Origin of the sequence: Aquimarina spinulae (assembly GCF_943373825.1) — a bacterium.
GTDB lineage: Bacteria > Bacteroidota > Bacteroidia > Flavobacteriales > Flavobacteriaceae > Aquimarina > Aquimarina spinulae.
In genome coordinates this window covers 1075021-1096719 of record NZ_CALSBP010000002.1, presented here as the reverse complement: position 1 = coordinate 1096719, position 21699 = coordinate 1075021, and the positions used below count along the sequence as shown (strand labels likewise).

19 protein-coding genes are annotated in these 21699 nt (G+C 34.7%); 13 read left to right on the top strand and 6 right to left on the bottom strand.

The window, feature by feature from the left end; genetic code table 11:
* Positions 1-765, top strand: a complete 765-nt coding sequence (locus NNH57_RS10470) for a hypothetical protein (protein ID WP_074409005.1) — start codon at positions 1-3, stop codon at positions 763-765.
* 60 nt (positions 766-825) lie between these two features.
* On the opposite strand, the gene NNH57_RS10465 is transcribed toward NNH57_RS10470, so the two are convergent.
* A complete protein-coding gene (locus NNH57_RS10465; RefSeq protein WP_074409004.1) occupies positions 826-2103 on the bottom strand; it encodes a replication-associated recombination protein A in 1278 nt (425 codons plus the stop codon).
* A gap of 163 nt (positions 2104-2266) precedes the next feature.
* Between NNH57_RS10465 and NNH57_RS10460 the strand changes: the two genes are divergently transcribed.
* Together NNH57_RS10460 and NNH57_RS10455 are read left to right on the top strand one after the other, a co-directional pair.
* Positions 2267-3349, top strand: coding sequence for a hypothetical protein (locus NNH57_RS10460; RefSeq protein ID WP_132065820.1), 1083 nt, complete (start codon positions 2267-2269; stop codon positions 3347-3349).
* A 71-nt stretch (positions 3350-3420) separates the two neighbouring features.
* Entirely contained in the window at positions 3421-4164 is a 744-nt protein-coding gene (locus NNH57_RS10455) for a rhomboid family intramembrane serine protease (RefSeq protein ID WP_074409002.1), read from the top strand.
* 6 nt (positions 4165-4170) lie between these two features.
* On the opposite strand, the gene rlmB is transcribed toward NNH57_RS10455, so the two are convergent.
* The 5 genes from rlmB to NNH57_RS10430 form a co-directional block, all read right to left on the bottom strand.
* Positions 4171-4905, bottom strand: coding sequence for a 23S rRNA (guanosine(2251)-2'-O)-methyltransferase RlmB (gene rlmB, locus NNH57_RS10450; RefSeq protein WP_074409001.1), 735 nt, complete (start codon positions 4903-4905; stop codon positions 4171-4173).
* Between the two features lie 261 nt (positions 4906-5166).
* Entirely contained in the window at positions 5167-6588 is a 1422-nt protein-coding gene (locus tag NNH57_RS10445; RefSeq protein WP_082994951.1) for a tetratricopeptide repeat protein, read from the bottom strand.
* 24 nt (positions 6589-6612) lie between these two features.
* Positions 6613-9423, bottom strand: a complete 2811-nt coding sequence (locus NNH57_RS10440; RefSeq protein WP_074409000.1) for a TonB-dependent receptor domain-containing protein — start codon at positions 9421-9423, stop codon at positions 6613-6615.
* 278 nt (positions 9424-9701) lie between these two features.
* The gene (locus tag NNH57_RS10435) at positions 9702-11024 is read right to left on the bottom strand and encodes a SusD/RagB family nutrient-binding outer membrane lipoprotein (RefSeq protein ID WP_074408999.1); all 1323 of its coding nucleotides are present in this window, start codon (positions 11022-11024) and stop codon (positions 9702-9704) included.
* Between the two features lie 8 nt (positions 11025-11032).
* Complete coding sequence (locus tag NNH57_RS10430) at positions 11033-14314, bottom strand: SusC/RagA family TonB-linked outer membrane protein (protein WP_074408998.1); 3282 nt, start codon at positions 14312-14314, stop codon at positions 11033-11035.
* Positions 14315-15111: 797 nt separating this feature from the next.
* On the opposite strand from NNH57_RS10430, the gene rpsL reads away from it, so the two are divergent.
* The 10 genes from rpsL to rplV all read left to right on the top strand — a co-directional run bounded on the left by rpsL (position 15112) and on the right by rplV (position 21698).
* Entirely contained in the window at positions 15112-15486 is a 375-nt protein-coding gene (gene rpsL / locus NNH57_RS10425) for a 30S ribosomal protein S12 (RefSeq protein WP_024770883.1), read from the top strand.
* Positions 15487-15509: 23 nt separating this feature from the next.
* Positions 15510-15986, top strand: coding sequence for a 30S ribosomal protein S7 (rpsG, locus tag NNH57_RS10420; protein WP_024770882.1), 477 nt, complete (start codon positions 15510-15512; stop codon positions 15984-15986).
* 10 nt (positions 15987-15996) lie between these two features.
* Positions 15997-18123, top strand: a complete 2127-nt coding sequence (gene fusA / locus NNH57_RS10415; RefSeq protein ID WP_074408997.1) for an elongation factor G — start codon at positions 15997-15999, stop codon at positions 18121-18123.
* 11 nt (positions 18124-18134) lie between these two features.
* Positions 18135-18440, top strand: a complete 306-nt coding sequence (gene rpsJ / locus NNH57_RS10410) for a 30S ribosomal protein S10 (protein ID WP_010181931.1) — start codon at positions 18135-18137, stop codon at positions 18438-18440.
* A gap of 180 nt (positions 18441-18620) precedes the next feature.
* Positions 18621-19238: a 50S ribosomal protein L3 gene (rplC, locus tag NNH57_RS10405; protein WP_074408996.1), complete on the top strand. Its 618-nt coding sequence runs from the start codon at positions 18621-18623 to the stop codon at positions 19236-19238.
* Positions 19238-19867 (top strand): 50S ribosomal protein L4, encoded by a 630-nt coding sequence (rplD, locus tag NNH57_RS10400; protein WP_025666448.1) that lies wholly within the window; start codon positions 19238-19240, stop codon positions 19865-19867. The genes rplC and rplD overlap by 1 nt, the downstream gene beginning before the upstream one ends.
* 5 nt (positions 19868-19872) lie before the next feature.
* Entirely contained in the window at positions 19873-20163 is a 291-nt protein-coding gene (rplW, locus tag NNH57_RS10395; protein ID WP_024770878.1) for a 50S ribosomal protein L23, read from the top strand.
* Between the two features lie 9 nt (positions 20164-20172).
* Entirely contained in the window at positions 20173-20997 is an 825-nt protein-coding gene (rplB, locus tag NNH57_RS10390) for a 50S ribosomal protein L2 (protein ID WP_074408995.1), read from the top strand.
* Positions 20998-21003: 6 nt separating this feature from the next.
* Entirely contained in the window at positions 21004-21282 is a 279-nt protein-coding gene (gene rpsS, locus NNH57_RS10385) for a 30S ribosomal protein S19 (protein WP_024770876.1), read from the top strand.
* 8 nt (positions 21283-21290) lie between these two features.
* The gene (gene rplV / locus NNH57_RS10380) at positions 21291-21698 is read left to right on the top strand and encodes a 50S ribosomal protein L22 (protein WP_024770875.1); all 408 of its coding nucleotides are present in this window, start codon (positions 21291-21293) and stop codon (positions 21696-21698) included.
* The last annotated feature ends 1 nt before the right edge of the window (position 21699 follow it).

The following is a 21699-nucleotide window of genomic DNA, read 5'->3' as shown; positions in this document are numbered from 1 at the left end:
ATGTTACGTATTTTGTTTTTAGGGATTGTTTTAATTTCTACGTTAAGTGTAAATGCTCAAAAAAATATCAATGAGTATAAGTATGTTATAGTGCCTAAGAGCTATAATTTTTTAAAAGGAGAGGATAAATATCAGCTTAATTCACTCACTAAATTTTTATTGACTAAGTATGGATTTGAAGCCTATTTAAAAGAAGAAAATTTTCCAGAGGATCTTAGAGCTAATGGCTGTAAGGCACTAAGAGCTAATATAAAAAGAAAACCCGGTATGTTTTTAACGAGGCTAGTATTTGAGCTAACAGATTGTAATGGTAGTGTAGTATTTACATCGGCAGAAGGAAAGAGTAGGGAAAAAGAGTATAAGAAGGGATATCATGAAGCACTTAGAGATGCTTTTATATCGGTAGAGGCACTTAACTATACATATAGCGGTGATAAAGAAGAAAAGATTGTTAAAAAAGAAGAGCCCATACAAACTAAGGAAATTGTAGAAGCTTCTTCTCCATCAGGAAATACGATTACATACCTTTTTAATGATGTAAGTTTCTTGTTTAAAAAACAAGATTATGGATATGAGATATTTAAAAGTGAAGAAAAGCAAAACTCGATAGGGAAAATTTTTAAATCGGGAAGCGGAAAAAATTATATAGTTCAGGCAGGAGATTTAAGTGGTAATGGATATTTTGATGGGTATGGAAATTTTATATTAGAGCGTATTAATCCAGCAACCAATAAGCTTATTACAGATACTTTTGCAAGACAGTAAAATTTAATCATTCCTTTTTTAAAAAGGAAAAAATTATACAATGGGGAGATAAAAGAAGGGTTAATACTCGTATTTATCTCCCCATCTCGATTTAAGAAATGTTCTAAATGAGTTTTCACGCTGATTATTTCCTGGATCATATAATTTTGTGTTGGCAATCTCATCAGGAAGAAATTCTTGTTTTACAAAATTGTCTTTATGATTATGAGCATATTTGTAGTCTTCACCATACCCTAATTCTTTCATTAATTTGGTTGGAGCATTTCTTATATGTAACGGAATAGATAAATCCCCTGTTTGTTTTACCAATTGCTGGGCTTTATTTATAGCCATATAAGATGCATTACTTTTAGGTGAAGAAGCTAGATAAACTGTGCATTGACTTAATATAATTCTAGCTTCGGGATAACCAATAGTATTAACGGCCTGGAAAGAATTATTTGCTAAAATCAAGGCAGTTGGATTAGCGTTTCCGATATCTTCAGAAGCTAGTATAATTAGCCTTCTGGCAATGAATTTAAGATCTTCACCGCCTTCAATCATACGTGCAAGCCAATATACAGCAGCATTAGGATCGCTTCCCCTGATAGATTTAATAAAAGCAGAGATGATATCATAGTGCTGCTCTCCAGTTTTGTCATATCGCACCGTATTTTGTTGTACTAATTTTGAAACCAGATCATTAGTAATTGTAATGGGTTCCTGATCCTGACTAGAAACAATTAATTCGAAAATATTTAAAAGCTTACGAGCATCTCCGCCACTTAGCCTTAGTAGAGATTCTGTTTCTTTAAGTACTATTTCTTTAGATTTTAAATGCTCATCTTCTTGCATGGCTCTATTGAGTAATGCTTCTAATTCTTTCTTGCCAAAAGGATTAAGTGTATACACCTGGCAACGAGACAAGAGTGCAGGTATGACTTCAAAACTTGGATTTTCTGTAGTAGCTCCAATAAGGGTAATCCATCCTTTCTCTACTGCACCTAATAAAGAATCTTGTTGTGATTTGCTAAAACGATGAATTTCATCAATAAATAAGATAGGGTTTTTGGCAGTAAACAAACCTCCACTCTGTTTTGCCTTATCAATTACTTCTCTTACTTCTTTAACACCACTATTAATAGCACTAAGAGTGTAGAAAGGCCTTTCTGATTCGTTAGCGATGATATTGGCTAATGTCGTTTTTCCCACTCCGGGTGGACCCCAAAGTATTAGAGAGGGGATAAGTCCTCTTTTGATTTGCTGGGTAAGAGAACCATCATCACCAATCAGGTGTTCCTGGCTTAGATACTGTTCTAAGGATTTTGGTCGTATTCGTTCTGCAAGTGGTTTATTCATAAGTGTAAAAATACAAGCTTTTATAGAATTTTGAGCTCAAATATTAGAATGTAATAGAGTAATATATATTTTTTAAAAACAGAATAATTTACTCTTGCCAGACAATAAGCTGGGTAGGGTTAAGTTATTAGCTCAATACACGTACTAACAAACAACCAAAAAAATGAGAAACATATATACATACAAGAATATTTTATTGTTAATGAGTATGCTCATATTAATTTCTTGTAGTAACGATGATAACTCCAGCGAGGCAGAAAATACCGAATTTGCAGTTAGAGAGTATTCTTTTGATACCGATGCCAATTCTAAATTAATGTTTCAGGATGATGAGACCCAGGAATTAATGACTTCGGAAACAAGACGATATGAAATCGGTAAGATAATAAGGGTAAAAGCAATTGATGCTTTTACTATTGAAGTTGCTAATTTTGCTCCGGTTGATATTGAAAATGTTTTTATTATTGCAGATATAGAAGGGGTAGAATCTAAGATTAAGCTATTTAAAATTAATAAGATAAGGGCGCACGCAAAACAGGAAATTAAATATTCTTTTCTTAGTGAAGAAACTCAATTTATCAACCTTGATGGAATCATGGTAGATTTATCTGATTATAGTACAGAAGGGATTTTAGTAGATAAAGTAACGTTTGATTTTATGGGGGAAAGCGAACTTGTCAAAAAGTTAAAAACACTTTCTAAATTGAAATGGGATATTAGATATCATGATTTTGATGAAAATAATAATCCTGATAACAATTGGAGTGATGATATTAGTGCTAAGGATATAAGGAGATTTTCTGGTATGATAATTAATCTGGGTTATATCTTTGCTTCAGAAGCTTTTGAAGAAGGTTTCCTAAAAGAGCACTTAGTTAAAAATGATGGTGCCATCGTTATGACTAGTGAAGAGAAAAAAGAACTTTATCAAAAACTAATCAATAAGGAGTTTTTGAAATGCGGAAAAGTTGTAAATGTCTCTGGTTTAGGAGGAGGTAGCACGTTTGGTGTTGCAGAACATATCTTAAGGGATTATTTAACTAAGAAAACGGGGCATATTACTGCGCATGAGTTTGGACATTGTTTAGGGTATAATCATTCTTCTAATATGACATATCCGATAAAAGTAGATGGTGTTAAAACAGGTATTGCTCCTTTAACCAACCGAATAATAGAAGATATGTTTTCGGAAAAAGCATTTCCTGTAGATGGTGATAATTATTATAAATCTACAGACTTAGAATAAAATATAGGATACACCTGACATTTTAACCGAACTTTTTGTTTTGGACTTTTTTTTGATATATTCTTACTACTATGCAAGAAAAAGAAACTCATTTTAAGTTTAATACAGGGGTAGTAGGGTATCCATTGTTGTTTGTATTACTTATTTGGATAGTTTTTTGGTTTGAAATTCGTTTTGACTTAAGTTTTAATCATTTTGGAGTACTTCCCAGAACAGTGATTGGGTTAAGAGGAATACTATTCTCTCCTTTTATCCATGCCGATATTACCCATTTATGGCATAATACGTTGCCATTATTGATTTTGTCGGCTGCACTCTTCTTTTTCTATCAAAATAACGCTTGGAAAGTATTATGTATAGGAGTTTTTCTTACAGGCTTTTTAACCTGGTTATTAGGTCGGCCAGCAAATCATATTGGAGCAAGTGGTGTAATTTATATGCTTTTTGGTTTTTTGTTTTTTAAAGGGATTTTTGCAAGACACTTTAGATTAATTGCATTATCCTTTGTTGTAGTTTTTATTTACGGAAGCATGGTAATGTATGTATTGCCTATAGATCCTAAAATCTCATGGGAAGGGCATTTATCAGGTATACTATCTGGGGCTGTGTTAGCTTTTTTTATCAAAAAAGGAGTAGTACAACCAAAAAAATATATCTGGGAGTCCGAACATTATGATCCTGAAGAAGATGAGTTTCTAAAGCATTTTGATGATAATGGTAATTTTATCGAAAACCTACCTCAGAAAGATTTGGATGAGGAGATTAGCGTTATATACGAATATAGACCTAATACAGATAAGCCTGAAGAAGAATAATTAGTATTATAACCTTTGTCTTATAATTTCATATAAAAACACACCACAAGCTACAGATACGTTTAATGAGGCAATATCTCCATACATTGGTAGTTTAGCTTGTTGATCTACCAGTTTTAATACAGATTGAGAAATACCTTTACCTTCACTTCCCATAATGATAGCGGTAGGAATAGTTAGATTTGTATCATAAATAGTGGAGTTAGCTTTTTCTGTGGCAGCTACTATCTGAACACCAGATCCTTGCAAATAAAACATGGCATCTTTTATATGATCTACCTTACATATAGGGATTTTGAATACAGCACCAGCAGAAGTTTTTACAGTATCTGCATTAACAGGCGCTCCTCCCTTTTTCTGAATGATAATGCCATGTACACCTGTACATTCTGCAGTTCTGATAATAGCTCCAAAATTACGAACATCAGAAAGTTGATCGAGAATTAGAAATAAAGGAGTTTCTCCAGATTCAATAACATTCATAACAAGATTTTCGAGATCATAAAAATCGATAGGAGAGGTGTAAGCAACCGCACCTTGATGATTGCTACGGGTTAATCTATTCAATTTTTCTACAGGAACATAGTTAATAGTAATATTCTGTTTCCTTACAAGGCTCATTAATTCTTTAGCCAGGTCACCATGTAATCCTTTTTGGATAAAAAGCTTATCGATGGTCTTGCCAGACGTTATGGCTTCTATAATTGCTCTGATACCAAAAACTAAGGAATCGTTTTTCATCTGTATATAGTATATTATTATATAGTAAAACCATATCTGTCATAACGGTAGATCGGCATTACCCTAATTGTTTGTAGCTTATTTATTGGGGCCAAAGATAGTATAATAGAAATGAGTTTTATGAATTGTATACAAAAAAGAGGCTACATATAGTATGTAGCCTCTCTTTTAACATTTTTGCTTTTAATTGGATTTATTATTTTTTTGTAATTCCCTTAAAAAAGTAATAATTGGTATTACAAATATAATACTAGATCACAATTAATGAAAAGGTAAAACCTCATTAGAAGTTTTGTTTGCAACCAAAATAGAATTAAGATCTATCGCGGTAGTTACAACACCAGTTCCGTCATCATAAGTAAATGCATCTAAATTTGCAATATTAGAATTTATAAACGATGGAATAACTGATACAGTACCAGGATCTCCTTCTGAAATATTTGAGTTTTGTAAGATCTCATTTTCATGAATAACCAATTTAACTCCCATATCTGCAAAACGAAGTCCTTCTGCAATAAAAATTTCTTGTCTAGTTCTATATAGTAATTCTAGTGAAGTGTCTCCACCAGTCATAGCATCAATATCTGTTTGTACTAAAGAAGTACCAGATACAGAAGGTACCATTACATTACCAGCCTGACGATCTAAAACTAAACCTGGTCTTGAATTAACCACAACAGTAGCTTTATCTGGTCTAGATCCAGGACTTTGTTGAGTTCTTCCTTCAATAGAATCATCTATAGTTCTTACTTCTCTAGTACCCACCAACGTTAATAAATCTTCTAAATTAGTTTGAGCTGCTCCAACATTATTGTCTGCAAGATTAGATTCTGCTAAAATTAAATATGCTTCTTCTGCTTTTAAATAATGTACAGAAGCATCTTGATTTGCATCAACAAAAGAATATTTTGGATCAAGAAAATCTAAAGATGGTAACGGTTGAAAATCATCAAAAGTAGCTCTTTCATAAAATGCATCTTCTAATCTATTTGAAGGACCATTTAATTCGTCATATCGAGCAGATCTTAGAAAACTAGTACTAAGTCCTAAAGCATCATTTGCCGCTTGTACAGCCTCTGCTTTATTTCCTAAATAATAATTAGCCCTTGCTTTTGCAAGATAATACTCTGCTTTAGGATTAAGGCCTATTGCAAGATCAAATGAAGTTATAGCACTTGTCAGATTCTGAACCGAAGTAAATGTAGGTCCTAGCTCTTCCTGCGGAAGATTAGAGAAGTACATCCCTGCATATAAATACGACATTCCTTCAAAAAAGTTATACTCAGCTTCTGTTTCAGTATTATATTCTGAATCATTAGGACCAACAGATTCTAGTCCAAATTTAGCAGCTTCACGAACTCTAGCTATTCTAAATTGTGTATCTCTCATATCTGGATCATCAATTCTTATTTCAAGACCATCCAAAAATTGACTAAAAAAAGTTTGAGTATTTACATAATTATCAGAACCAAGTTCTGCTAGTATTAATATTTCATTTAAAGTAATTGATAGGTCTCTTTCAATCCCTTCAAGCCATATTGATGAAGAGTTAGGTTTACCTATAATAGATGCCTCAGAAAGATTCGGGTTCTCTACAGAAGTGAAATCAGTTGCATCTTTTAGATCATCTGTACATCCTATTAAAAGAACAATTGTTAAGGTGTATAAAAATATTTTTTTCATTTTTAATATATTTTAAATTTATTCTTAAAACTGGAATTTAAGAGAGGTCATATAAGTTCTTGGTGCAGATTCTGTACCATAAGCAAATCCTCCACTACTAAACCCATTCTGAAGATTAATACCTGAACCTGTAGTCTCTGGATCAAAATCACCAGCAGTCCAGTTGAAAGGATTCGTTACTGTAAATCCAATAATTACATTTTCAAATATTCCCAACTTATCTCCTAAAGAATAATTGATTCCTATATTTCTAATTTTTACAAAATCATTATCATAAGTAAAATAATTAACATAATTAAAAGGACTAGTCGTTCCTACAAGATCTTCAGGAATTCCAGTATCATCAGCTCCTCTTAAATGTCTTAGTAAAAAGCTTAAATCAACAATCTTTCCTCCAAATTGATAATCTCCAGTCATGAAGAAATTAAATTTATCCCATGTATAGTTTATTCCAAATGATCCAAAATAAGGAGCAAATGTATCTCCTAGAGGACTATTTGGAGTGAATGTATATGTACCATCTCCATTAGGAGCAGCAGAAGTACCTCTAAGATATCCAAGGCTTTCTCCTTCTTCTACCCAAGATCCGATAACAGTAAATCCACCAACATTAAATGCAGGAGCACCACCAGTACTAACTACACTATTTTCGTTCGTGTTGTAAGAAAAGTTAACGTTTAAAGTGTGCTTTTCGCTTCTAATAACATCAGCACTCAAGGCAAGTTCCCATCCCTCATTTTTAATTTCACCAATATTTTGGATTTGATTAAATTGACCACTAGTTGGTGGCTGTCCAGGAGTAAATAATGCATCTTCTGTTGTCGCAACATATCTTGTACCACTTAGATTAATTCTGTCATTAAACAATCCTAATTCGATACCATATTCTGTGGTAATAACAGTTTCAGAAATTAAATCATCATTTCCAGGGTTGTTAAAGATAAAAGATGGAGCTCCTAAAAATGGATTAAGATTAAAGGTTTTATCTTGTGAAAACGCTCGTGCAAAATTTGTTGCTTCACCATAGTTCGCTCTTAACTTCACAGTAGATAAAATATCTTTTATACCACTGTCATAATAAAAATCATGATCAGAAATATTATAGGTAATACCGATTTTAGGTAAGAATAAAGGATCTGTATTTTTACCCGCTTGAGTATTTTGATCTAGTCGACCACCAAATTCAAGAAAGGCTACATCATAAATCCCAATATTCTCTAAAAAGTACACTCCATAATTAGCATTTTCTAAAATAAAATCATCCGTTGTTTGAGTTGGGAAAAAACCTAAATCAGTAGTACCATCAACTCCACCTGAGCCTCCTGTATTATACTGTCTGTCTGTTGATCTAAAAAATTGTCCTCCAAAAACAGTTACAAATGAGAAGTTTTCTAAATTAGCTCTGTGCGTAAAATTAAGATCACCAGTAACTGTAAAAGCGTGTCTCACTAGTCGGTTTAAGTATGCTTGATCGGTTGTACCAGGGTTAATCGACCCTTGAGCGATTTGAAGTGCATTAGATCCAACCTCTTGTTGTGTCTGTGTTCTAGAATCAACACCTATAATTGCATTTGCTTGAAAACTATCTGTAAAATCGTAAGTAAATTTGTTAGAGTTTGTAAAACGATTTACAGTACTATTTATGTCTACTTGAGCTCCAATGTTATTAGAACGATTTAATTCATCTTGCCATTCAGCTTCTGTTAATTCATCTAGGTTTCCACGTCCAGCACCTTCAAAAGCCGAAAATCTAGAAAAACTAGTATTTGCATTGTAATCCAGGTTAGATTCAAAACCAACATAAGAGAAAGACCCTTGATATTTTAATCTATCAGTTACTTGTGCACCAAGACCAAAAGAAAGGTTTCTTCTTACTTGTTCATTTAACCTATTGAAAGAGTCATCTGCGTATAAACTACCTGAAAAGTTATAAGTAACTTTTTCATTACCTCCATTAACTCCTATTTTATATTCTATAGCAAGACCAGGTTCAAATAAAGCCTCACCTGTTCTTTTATATTTAAGAAAGTCTTCAGTCGCTTTGATCGCTCCAACTTTAGTTTCGAACATAAATCTTGTTTTACCAGAAGTACCTTTCTTAGTAATAATTTGGATGATACCATTTGCCGCATCAGCACCATATAAAGTTGTTGCTGCACCTCCCTTAATATATTCTATTTTTTCTATAGATTCTACAGGGATATCTGCTAATGCAGAAATCGCAGCACCTCCTGTTCCAATACCTAACTGAGGATTCGAATTTAAATTATCTACACGAATACCGTCAACAATAACTACTGGTGTTGCCGAGGTCGAAGCAGAAATAGCTCCTCTTGTTCTTATGATAGCTGCTGTACCAGGTTGACCAGAACTTAACCTTATTTGCGCACTAGGCGTAGTAGACTGTAATAATTGATCTATTTGATTAGAAGGTAATTTGTCTACTTGATCGGCTGTTAAAAAATCTACAGTAGTAGATAATTTTCTTTTAGCTATACCAGAACCTTGTCCGGTGATTACTACTTCTTCTAATTCAGAAGCAGAGGTAACTAATTGGATATTGATAGTGTTACTATCTCCAATTATTACATCTTTAGGATTAAATCCAACATAACTAAAGGAAAGTACAGCACCTCGATTTGTTTGGATGGTATAGTTTCCATCAAAATCGGTTTGAGTACCACTTGCTGTATTTTTTACAACAACATTAACTCCAGGAAGAGGTAACCCTTTATCATCGGTTACAGTTCCTGAAATCGTTTTTTCTTGTGCAAAAGTGAATTGCACGACAAACGCTAGTAAAAGCGTTAGAATTCCACTAAACTTTGTTCTCATTTTACAATTTATTTGAATTAGCCAGCTCCAAAAATCATCATAATATCTTAATAAAACAACTTTTCACTATTAAAAAATATATAATTACAATCTAAAGAGACCAAATATTAGCAATAGTTTATTGCTACTTTATAATGAGATAAGACATTAAAAACAAAAAAGAACCTGTAAACTAAATTACAGGTTCTTTTGTTTTTATATAGTAGTAAGCTATTGAAAATTAACGCTATGTCTACTTTTGGTTGTGAGCCAATTTCTAATTTGGAAAATTAAAAATTTTATAGATTCCAATCAACTCTTGGTTTATATAAATCAGCTTCACTTGGGCCAGGAGTATTTGTGTTAAACAATAACTCGTCACTACTATAATTCCATCTCACAGGAACTTGTGTTCCCGAAGTTGGTGTTAAATTAGGAAATCCGGTCCTTCTATAGTCGTTGTATACTTCTGGTTGAACAAAAAGCCCAATATATTTTTGAGTATAAACATGAGGATCTAATGCAATACTTCCTACGCCAGGGTTAACAGTAGCATTGCCGATGTAGGTGGTGTATTGTGCATTTGTAAGGCCTACTTCTTCAAATGATGCTTCGATACCTGCTAAATAAGCTGTAGAAATTGCGGCGTCACTTCCTCCTGTTCTTAGTAAACATTCAGCTTCTATGAATTTAATTTCTCTATATGAAATTAAATCCTGGCCAAAGGCATCAATCAAATAAGAATGACCAGTAACAAATGTTTCAGAAAAAATAGCTAATCTATCAGTGTCATTAAGTGCTGTCATTAAGCCACTCATGAATGGGTGAAATTCAATATCACCTGTTCTTCCATCATTAAACCTATGCCATTGACCAGGTTTGGTTGCTTCATAAGTAAATCTTAAATTATCACTTCTTGATGTGAAAGATGCTTGAGCATCTGTTAAAGCATCAGCATAATTATCTTGGTGTAAATGCGCTCTTGCTCTTATTGCTCTTGCAGCTTTTATCCATAATGCAGTATCACCACTATAAAAAACATCTCCTTCAACAGCAAAACCTCCATCGTTTTTTCCTAGATTTTCAATACCGCTTTGAAGTAAGGAGAAAATCGCAGGGTATATTACTGTAGCTTGATCATCATATACAGGAGAAGTGTTGTCAAGACCTTGACCTGCTTCGGTATATGGTATATCTCCCCAAACATCAGTGGCTAACATTAATGAGTAGGCCTGAAGTATTTGTCCAATACCTAGATAATGATTAGCTCCTAATTCTTCACTTTGTTTTATATAAATATCTAGTTCGATAAAAATTGCTTCATATAAATTAGTCCAAGCAGTATCAAACCTATTAGGAGTTAATCCTGTATAACTATTGAAAGATGTCCATTGTCTGGCAACACCTTCTACTTGTTGCGTTAACAGGCAGTTAAACCTAGAAAAATCACCTCCTGTAACATCTGCAATATTGATACCTATAGAGGGTAACATGGCACTAACAGGAACTGAAGAAGGTTTATTTGGGTCTACGTTTAGATTTTCATCTAAAAAATTTTCACAAGATATTGTGGCGATGCACAATAAAAAGATAAATTGTATTTTAAAAATATGTGATTTCATAATATTTTTTAGAATTTAAGTGATAGTTTAAAAATTACAGATTTTGTACTTGGCATATTGAAATAATCAAAGCCTTGTCCATTACCTGTACCTGTTAGACTGGTTTCCGGATCGATACCTTCATAATCAGAAGTAAACCAAAGATTTCTACCAGTTACACCAATTGATCCTCCTTTTACAAATTTGCCTCCAAACATTTTTTCAGGAAAGCTATAAGATAAACCAACTTCTCTAAGTCTTATCCAACCACCATCTTGAACAAATTGTTCTCCTACAGCTCCAAATCCACCAAGTGAAGATTGCCAGTATGATTGATCTCTTACCACAGGAATGTTATTTGCTGATCCATCAGATAAAACTCCTTGAATCGGTGCTGGAGCCTCTTGTCTTGTTTCTGCTGTAATTTGAGATCTACCAAAGAAAGAAAGAGCCCATGCCGTTCCATTCCAAAGATCACCACCTTGTCTCCAATCTAATAGAAATGAGAAATTAATTCTTTTATAGCTAAAGCTATTTTTCCATCCTAAAATAAAATCAGGATTTGGATTACCAATCGATCGTTGAGTTGGATCTACTGCTTGATATCCGTATTCAGATGAAGTAGGGTCGTCATTAATTACAACAGAGCCACTCGGGATATTTAAGCCATCATCATTTGCGCCACCAGCGCCTTCTCTTAAGTATGCACCTCCAAAAATAGCTCCATATGGGTTACCGGCAACTAGGTATGTACCTGCACTGTTAAAGCCTGCAAGGAAAAGACGTTCTAATCCTGGAGCAAGTTCGTCAACAACACTTTCAGATTTCGTAAAGTTGAACTGAGTGTTCCAGGTAAAATTGTCATTTCGTACAGGTGTTCCATCAACAACTAATTCGATACCATCAGAAGTTAGTCTACCTGCATTTAGCCATACATTGGTAGAACCTGTAGATGACGGTAGTGATGCATTTAGAATAGCATCCTTGGTTTTTCTTTTGTAATAGGTGAAGTCAATTCCAAATCTATCATTAAAAAAACGTAAATCAGCACCAACCTCAATAGTTTCAGATATTTCAGGAGTTAGTGAAGAATTACCTCGAACATTATCTAATTCAAAACCTGTTTGCCCTACAATTGGGAAGCTATTCGCATTCCCCCATCCATCTCCAATAGGATCAACTTCAAATGAAGTAGAGGTTAAATATGCAAATGGAGGTGGGGCTCCTACTTGGGCCCAAGAACCTCTTAGTTTACCAAGAGTAAGAATATCATTCTCAGGTAAGAATTCTGAAAAAACAATAGAAGAAGAAACAGAAGGGTAAAAGAAACTTAAACTTCCTAAGTCAAAATTATCTCCCGTTCCTGCTAATCTAGTATCCCAGTCATTTCTACCTGTAGCAGTAATAAATATTGCGTCTTTCCATCCAAATTCTATCTGTCCGAAAACACCAAGAGTTCTATATCGGGTAAGGGTTTCAAAAGAGGTAACGTCAGTAGCATTACTTAAATCCAAAAAGTTTTGAAAAAGTAAATTTGTTCCTGAAACATTTAGTCTAGACCTTTTGAAAGAAAACAAATTGGCTCCAACCAAATAATTTAAAGTAAAATCTGTAGTTATTTCTCCTGATCCTGTAAGATTTAAATAAGAATCAATAATAGAAGTGTTGAACTCATCCTTGATTACTTGACCTGATGATTGCGTTCTTGAATTGATTTCGAAATTTTGCTTTCTTCGGTCATTTGTATAATCTGTACCTACATTAAACCCAACATTAAGCCATGGGTGAGCTTGGTAGTTTAATTTGAAACTACCATATACTCTATTAACCTCTTCATCTCGAAGGGTATTGTTGACTGTCCAATATGGATTGTCATATCCACCACCACCACGATAGTTTCTTTGGTTTCCATTTGAGAATATATAAGCAGCAGGAGTATCAACGGCATCTCTACCATAGCCTCCTGAGTTATCAAATGATGCAGGAGTTCTTAGTAATCCTAACAGAAGCCCAGAGGTGTTAGATCCTTGTTGAACCCTTTGAAAATCAGATTTTGCATAATTTAATGTAGTACTAAAACTTAATTTTTCTGTAGCTTGTAAATCTCCTGCTAAAGATGCAGTGAATCGATCATAAAGCTCATTAGGAACTACTCCTTCGCCATCAAGATAAGAGGTTGAAAATCTGTAAGATGAATTTTCTGCACCACCTTGAACCCCAAGAGAGTGAAGGGTGCTAACTGCTGTTGTGAAAAAATCACCTACGTTATCGTAAGTATTAGCTGCTTGCCCATTTCCTGTTCCTCTAGGAACTAAAAAACCATTTGGGTCATAAAGATATCGTCCATTAGAATCAAAAGCACTCGCTCCTGGAGCATTTGGGTGACTAGAGTTTGTAGAATATTCTAAATCAGATATTCTAGGTCCCCAAGAACCACTTGCTCCTGTAGATGGGTCTGCATATGTTCCACCAGAACCTTGAGCAAATATATTTTGAAGATCAAAAACAGAAGTTACTTGATCAATCGTAGTCTGGGAAGTGAAATCTATACTAAATCTCTGATCTTTATTCCCTTTTTTAGTTTCGATAACAATAACACCGGTTGATCCAGCAGTTCCATATAATGCTGTAGCGGCCGCCCCTTTTAATACTGTTAAGGATTTAATATCTTCTGTATTAAGATCCATTAAACGATTAGATTGTGCTGTTCCCGCAGTGTTTCCTTCAGTAGATAAGGTTTCATTATTTGTTCTTACCCCATCAATAACAATAAGAGGTTGATTGTTTCCAATCAACGAGGTTACACCACGAACCAGTATTCTGGAACCACCACCTGCAGATCCAGATGATCTGGTAATTTGTATACCAGCAGCTTTTCCTACTAATGCATCTACTGCATTTGTAGAGCCTGATTCAATAATATCTTCGCTATCTACCTGCTGTAATGCGTATCCAATAGCTTTTTTCCCTCTTTTAAGCCCTTGAGCAGTTATAACAACTTCTTCTAGTTCCGAAGCTGAAGCTGATAATTGAAGATTAATTGAGTTACCGTCGCCAACCACCACATCTTTCGAGTCGAATCCGACATAGCTGAAAGAAAGTACTGCGCCCTGAGTTGCCTGAATGGTATATTTACCATCGAAATCAGTTTGAGTACCATTTGCTGTATTTTTCACAATAACATTAACTCCAGGAAGAGGTAACCCTTTATCATCGGTTACAGTTCCTGAAATTGCTTTTTCCTGTGCAAAAGTAAATTGCACAACAAACGCTAGTAATAGCGTTAAAATTCCACTAAACTTTGTTTTCATTTTATAATTTATTTGAATTAGCCAGTTCCAAAAATCTTAATAAAATCTTAATAAAACAACTTTTTGTAATTAAAAGTTTAAAACGGTTGTTGAAAATGCATTTTTTTTGCTTTTTTTTTGTTGAAATTGTAATGATTTTTTTATTTGTTTTTTTTTCGCTTGTAGGAATGATAATGTGTTTAAATAAAGTTTATTTAGATATTAAGGTGTGATTTGAGTTCTAATTTTAATCGTATGTTGTGTTTTTGTGTGCTAGGTAGATAGGGGGAGTGATTAGGTTGATTAATTTAATATTTTGTATTGTGTATTAGGTTTAATGTAAGGAGTGTTCTTATTGATTAACAAGTTGTAAAAGTTTAGTGCTGTGCAGAAGAGTTGTCTTGATTTGGGCCTATTAAGTGTTTAAATTTGATTATAGTATATATAAGGATGCAATATTGGGAGTTTATGTTATTATTGGATAAGTGTTTTTTTTAGACAAAGGATAGGTTATAATAATTTAAAGTGTAGCTATTGTAAAGTTGGTGTAATTAGTTAGATGTATACATTATAATATAGTAAGATGTTGTAATCGTATATTATAGTATTATGTTTGTCTTCTGTTTAGGTTAATGCAGAAGGTTTTTGTTGTGATTTGTTTGGTGACATTACTGTTCTGCCTTGTTTATTTCGGGTGATATATATAAACGAATAAAAATTAATCCCTTAGGATTTGATTTGCTCGAAAATATTTCTACCTTTGCAGCCCTTTAAAAGGGATATTTTTTTAAATTTTTAATAATAGTGTAAAGCAAATTATGCCAACAATTTCACAATTAGTAAGAAAAGGTAGAGCCAAAATAACTAAGAAGAGTAAATCGGCTGCTTTGGATTCGTGCCCGCAACGCCGCGGTGTTTGTACACGTGTTTATACTACTACACCAAAAAAACCAAATTCAGCTATGCGTAAAGTAGCTCGTGTTAGGTTAACAAATGGTAAAGAAGTAAATGCGTACATCGGTGGTGAAGGTCATAACCTCCAGGAGCACTCGATAGTATTAGTTAGAGGTGGAAGGGTAAAAGATTTACCAGGAGTTAGATATCACATTGTTCGTGGAGCTTTAGACACCGCAGGTGTAGAAGGAAGAACACAACGTAGATCTAAGTATGGTGCTAAACGCCCTAAGAAGTAATCAAAAAACTTTAAGAAGAAGACATGAGAAAAAGAAAGGCTAAAAAAAGACCGATTTTGCCAGATCCACGTTTTAACGATCAATTAGTTACACGTTTTGTGAACATGATGATGTGGGATGGAAAGAAATCGACAGCTTTCAAAATATTCTATGATGCAATTGATATCGTAGAAGAGAAAAAACAAAATGACGAAAAAACGTCTTTAGAAATTTGGAAAGATGCTTTATCTAATGTAATGCCACATGTAGAGGTGCGAAGCCGTCGTGTAGGAGGAGCTACTTTTCAAATTCCTAATCCAATCAGACCAGATCGTAAAATATCTACCGCTATGAAGTGGTTGATTCAATTTTCACGTAAAAGAAATGAGAAATCTATGGCTCAGAAACTTGCTGCAGAAATTATAGCTGCAGAAAAAGAAGAAGGAGCTGCTGTTAAGAAAAGAGTAGATACTCATAAAATGGCTGAAGCAAATAAAGCATTCTCTCACTTTAGATTTTAATCATTAAGAAATGGCTAGAGATTTAAAATATACTAGAAATATAGGAATTGCTGCGCATATTGACGCAGGGAAAACTACAACCACCGAACGTATTCTTTATTATACTGGGGTGAGTCATAAAATTGGTGAGGTGCATGATGGTGCAGCTACTATGGATTGGATGGAGCAAGAGCAAGAACGTGGTATCACGATTACTTCTGCTGCTACAACATGTGAGTGGAGTTTTCCAACAGAAAATGGTAAACCGGTAGATGATACTAAAGGGTATCATTTTAATATAATTGATACTCCGGGTCACGTTGATTTTACAGTAGAGGTAAATCGTTCTTTGCGTGTACTAGATGGGTTAGTGTTTTTGTTTAGTGCTGTTGATGGTGTAGAGCCACAATCAGAAACTAACTGGAGACTTGCTGATAACTATAAAGTACCAAGAATCGGTTTTGTGAATAAGATGGACCGTCAAGGATCTAATTTTATGGAAGTATGTCAGCAGGTTAAAGATATGCTAGGTTCTAATGCAGTACCTATTGTGTTAAATATTGGTGACGAAGAAGATTTCAAAGGAATTGTTGATTTGGTAAAGAATCGTGCTATTGTATGGCATGAAGAAGGACAAGGGTCAACGTTTGATGTTATTGATATTCCAGATGATCTTAAAGAAGAAGCAAGAACGCTTCGTGGTAAACTTATTGAAGAAGTTGCTGCGTATGATGAAGATCTTCTTGAGAAATTTATGGAAGATGAAGAATCGATTACAGAAGAAGAAGTGCATGCTGCACTTAGAGCTGCTGTAATGGATATGAGTATTATTCCTATGATCTGTGGATCTGCGTTTAAAAATAAAGGTGTTCAGTTTTTATTAGATGCGGTATGTCGTTATTTACCTTCTCCAACAGATAAAGAAGGTATTGCAGGTATAAATCCTAATACAGATCAAGAAGAGATACGTAAGCCAGATGTAAAAGAGCCTTTTGCGGCTTTAGCTTTTAAAATTGCTACAGATCCTTTTGTAGGGCGTTTAGCATTCTTTAGAGCTTATTCTGGTCGTTTAGATGCAGGTTCTTATGTGTTAAACAATCGTTCTGGTAAAAAAGAACGTATTTCTCGTATCTATCAAATGCATGCTAATAAGCAAAATGCAATTGAGTATATAGAAGCTGGAGATATTGGTGCTGCTGTTGGATTTAAATCTATCAAAACAGGAGATACACTTACAGATGAGAAAAACCCTATTGTTTTAGAATCTATGGACTTTCCGGATCCTGTAATTGGTATCGCGGTTGAGCCTAAGACTAAAGCAGATGTTGATAAATTAGGGATTGGCTTAGGGAAACTGGCCGAAGAAGATCCAACATTTACAGTGCGTTCTGATGAAGCTTCAGGACAGACTATCATATCTGGAATGGGTGAACTTCACTTGGATGTTATTGTAGATCGTTTAAAACGAGAATTCAAAGTTGAAGTAAATCAAGGTCAACCACAAGTAGAGTACAAAGAAGCTATTACTGCTGTAGCAGAACATAGAGAAGTTTACAAGAAGCAATCTGGTGGACGAGGAAAATTTGCAGATATTGTATTTACAATTGAACCAGCAGATGAAGGTGTAGTTGGACTTGAGTTTATTAATAAGATAAAAGGTGGAAACGTACCAAAAGAATTTGTTCCTTCTATAGAGAAAGGTTTCAAAATGGCAATGGTAAATGGACCTTTAGCTGGTTATGAAGTGGATGCGATTAAGGTAACATTGACTGACGGATCTTATCACGATGTGGATTCTGATCAACTATCTTTCGAATTAGCTGCTAAATTAGGTTTTAAAAATTCAGCAAAAGCTGCTAAAGCCGTAATTATGGAGCCAATTATGAAATTAGAGGTTATTACTCCAGAAGAAAATATGGGTGATATCGTAGGTGATCTTAACCGTCGTAGAGGGCAAGTAAGTGATATGGGTGATCGTGCTGGTGCAAAAACTGTAAAAGCAACTGTTCCGCTTTCTGAAATGTTTGGATATGTAACAACATTAAGAACATTGTCATCTGGTAGAGCAACATCAACAATGGAATTTTCTCACTATGCTGAAACTCCTTCTAATATTTCGGAAGAAGTAATTGCAGCTGCAAAAGGAGTTAACGCTTAATTATTACAGAAATGAGTCAAAAAATCAGAATAAAACTAAAATCTTACGATCATAACTTAGTAGATAAGTCTGCTGAGAAAATCGTAAAGACGGTAAAGAGTACAGGAGCTGTAGTAACTGGGCCAATTCCTTTGCCAACACATAAGAAAATTTTTACGGTGCTTCGTTCTCCACACGTAAACAAAAAATCCAGAGAGCAATTTCAATTAAGTTCTTATAAAAGGCTTTTGGATATTTATAGCTCTTCTTCAAAAACGATTGATGCGTTAATGAAGTTGGAATTACCAAGTGGAGTAGAGGTTGAAATCAAAGTGTGATAAGACCTTGGTGCGTAAGTGTACCTTACGATAAAATGTCCCAAGCTGTATGCGAGGGAAAAACGGCAAAGAAATACATTCAGGGTTGAACGTGTTTTGACCCTGTTTTTTTGCAAAAGAATAAAAAAATTGAAAGTAATTTCAATATAGAATAAGTAAATCATTAATAAATAATTAAATATGTCTGGGTTAATAGGAAAAAAGATCGGCATGACCAGCATCTTCGATGAAAATGGAAAGAATATTCCATGTACAGTAATCGAAGCTGGACCATGTGTGGTTACCCAAGTCAGAACTGAAGAAGTTGACGGTTATGAAGCTGTTCAGCTAGGTTTCGATGACAAAGCAGACAAAAATGCTACTAAAGCGGCGTTAGGTCACTTTAAAAAAGCAGGAACTGTTGCTAAACGTAAAGTTGTCGAATTCAAAGGTTTTGAGGAGGATTACAAATTAGGAGATACAGTAACTGTTGAGCACTTTGCCGAAGGAGAATTTGTTGATGTATCAGCAACTTCAAAAGGAAAAGGTTTTCAAGGGGTAGTAAAGAGACACAATTTTGGTGGTGTTGGTCAAGCAACTCATGGTCAGCATAACCGTTTAAGAGCCCCAGGTTCTATTGGTGCTGCATCATATCCTGCAAGAGTTTTCAAAGGAATGAAAATGGCAGGTAGAATGGGTGGAGAAAAAGTAAAAGTTCAAAACTTAAGAGTGTTAAAAGTAGTTCCTGAAAAGAATATACTTGTTGTTAAAGGATGTGTTCCTGGACATAAAAACGCTTATGTAACGATTCAGAAGTAATGAAAGTAGCGGTAATTGATATAAACGGAAAAGAAACAGGAAGAAAGGCAGACCTTTCTGATGCTGTTTTTGGTATAGAACCAAATGATCATGCTGTATACTTAGATGTGAAGCAATACTTGGCTAATCAACGTCAAGGTACTCATAAAGCTAAGGAGCGTGCAGAAATTGTAGGTAGTACTAGAAAGATAAAGAAGCAAAAAGGGACAGGTACCGCGAGAGCAGGTAGTATAAAGTCTCCTATATTTAAAGGTGGAGGTAGAGTTTTTGGTCCTAGACCACGTAGCTACTCTTTTAAATTGAATAAGAACTTAAAGAGATTAGCACGTAAATCTGCGTTAAGTATTAAGGCAAATGACAAAGCAATAACAGTGATCGAAGACTTTACTTTTGATACTGTAAAAACTAAGAATTTTACTGCAGTTTTAAAGTCTTTAGGGCTTGAAAACAAAAAATCTTTGTTTGTGTTGGCAGAGTCGAATAAAAATGTATATTTGTCGTCACGCAATTTGAAAAGTTCAGAAGTTATAACTTCTTCAGAATTAAGTACTTACAAAATACTTAATGCGAATAATGTTGTGCTTTTGGAAAGTTCTTTGAAAGGAATTGAAACGAATTTAAGTAAATAGAAGCCATGAGTATCTTAATAAAACCTATTATTACAGAAAAGGCTACTGCAGATAGTGAAGTGTTTAACCGCTATGGTTTTGTAGTAGATAAGAAAGCGAATAAGGTAGAGATCAAGAAAGCAGTTGAAGCTGCTTATGGTGTATCTGTTACTAAAGTTCGAACAATAAATGTCCGTCCAGATCGTAATACTCGTTATACAAAAACAGGTATGGTCACTGGTAAAACAAGTGCTTATAAAAAAGCAATTGTACAGGTGGCGGAAGGTGAAGTAATTGATTTATATAGTAATCTTTAAGACTAGAAAATGTCAGTAAGAAAATTAAAGCCAATTACCCCAGGTCAGCGTTTTAGAGTAGTAAATGGATTTGACGCCATTACTACTGATAAGCCGGAAAAAAGCCTATTGGCTCCGAAAAAAAGATCTGGAGGTAGAAACAGTCAAGGAAAAATGACTATGCGCTACAAAGGTGGTGGTCATAAAAGAAGGTATCGTATCATTGATTTTAAACGTGATAAACAGGGAATTCCTGCTACCGTTGCAACAATAGAATACGATCCAAACAGAACTGCATTTATAGCGTTGCTAAATTACCAAGATGGTGAGAAACGCTATGTTATCGCTCAAAATGGTTTACAGGTAGGTCAGAATGTCGTTTCTGGTAGCAATGTAGCTCCAGAGATCGGTAACGCTATGCCACTTAGTGATATTCCATTAGGTACAATCATTTCTTGTATAGAATTACGCCCAGGTCAAGGTGCTGTTATGGCTCGTAGTGCTGGATCATTCGCTCAGCTTATGGCTAGAGATGGTAAGTTTGCTACGGTAAAATTACCTTCTGGTGAAGTGAGAATGATATTAGTTAACTGTGTGGCTACTATAGGTGCTATATCTAATAGTGATCATCAATTGATCGTAGGAGGTAAAGCTGGTAGAACAAGATGGTTAGGTCGTCGTCCTCGTACGAGACCAGTAGCGATGAACCCTGTTGATCACCCAATGGGTGGTGGAGAAGGACGCTCTTCTGGAGGTCACCCACGTTCTAGAAAAGGTCTTCCTGCAAAAGGATTTAGAACCCGTTCTAAAACGAAAGCGAGTAATAAGTATATTGTAGAACGTAGAAAGAAATAATAAGATATGGCACGTTCATTAAAAAAAGGACCTTACGTTCACTATAAGTTAGAGAAAAAAGTAGCTGCAAATGTAGAAGCTAATAAAAAGTCTGTTATTAAGACTTGGTCTAGAGCATCTATGATTACTCCTGACTTTGTAGGGCAAACAATTGCAGTTCATAATGGTCGCCAGTTTGTACCGGTATATATTACCGAGAATATGGTAGGTCATAAATTAGGAGAATTTTCGCCAACACGTTCCTTTAGAGGACACGCTGGTGCTAAAAATAAAGGTAAAAAATAATTTAAGTCATGGGAGTTCGTAAAAGAGAAATGGCAGAAAGAATTAAGGAAGAGAAAAAGCAAATCGCTTTTGCTAAACTTAATAACTGCCCTACGTCACCTCGTAAGATGCGTTTAGTAGCGGATTTAGTTCGTGGTGTAAAAGTTGAAAAGGCGCTTCATATTCTTAGATTTAACCCTAAAGAAGCATCACGTCGTTTAGAAAAGTTATTGCTTTCGGCAATAGCAAACTGGCAGGCGAAAAATGAAGACGCTAGCATCGAAGATGCAGATCTTTTTGTAAAAGAGATTCGTGTAGATGGAGGGAGTATGTTAAAAAGACTTCGTCCTGCTCCACAGGGTCGTGCACACAGAATAAGAAAACGCTCTAACCACGTAACAATAGTGGTTGCAGCAAACAATAATACACAAAGCTAAT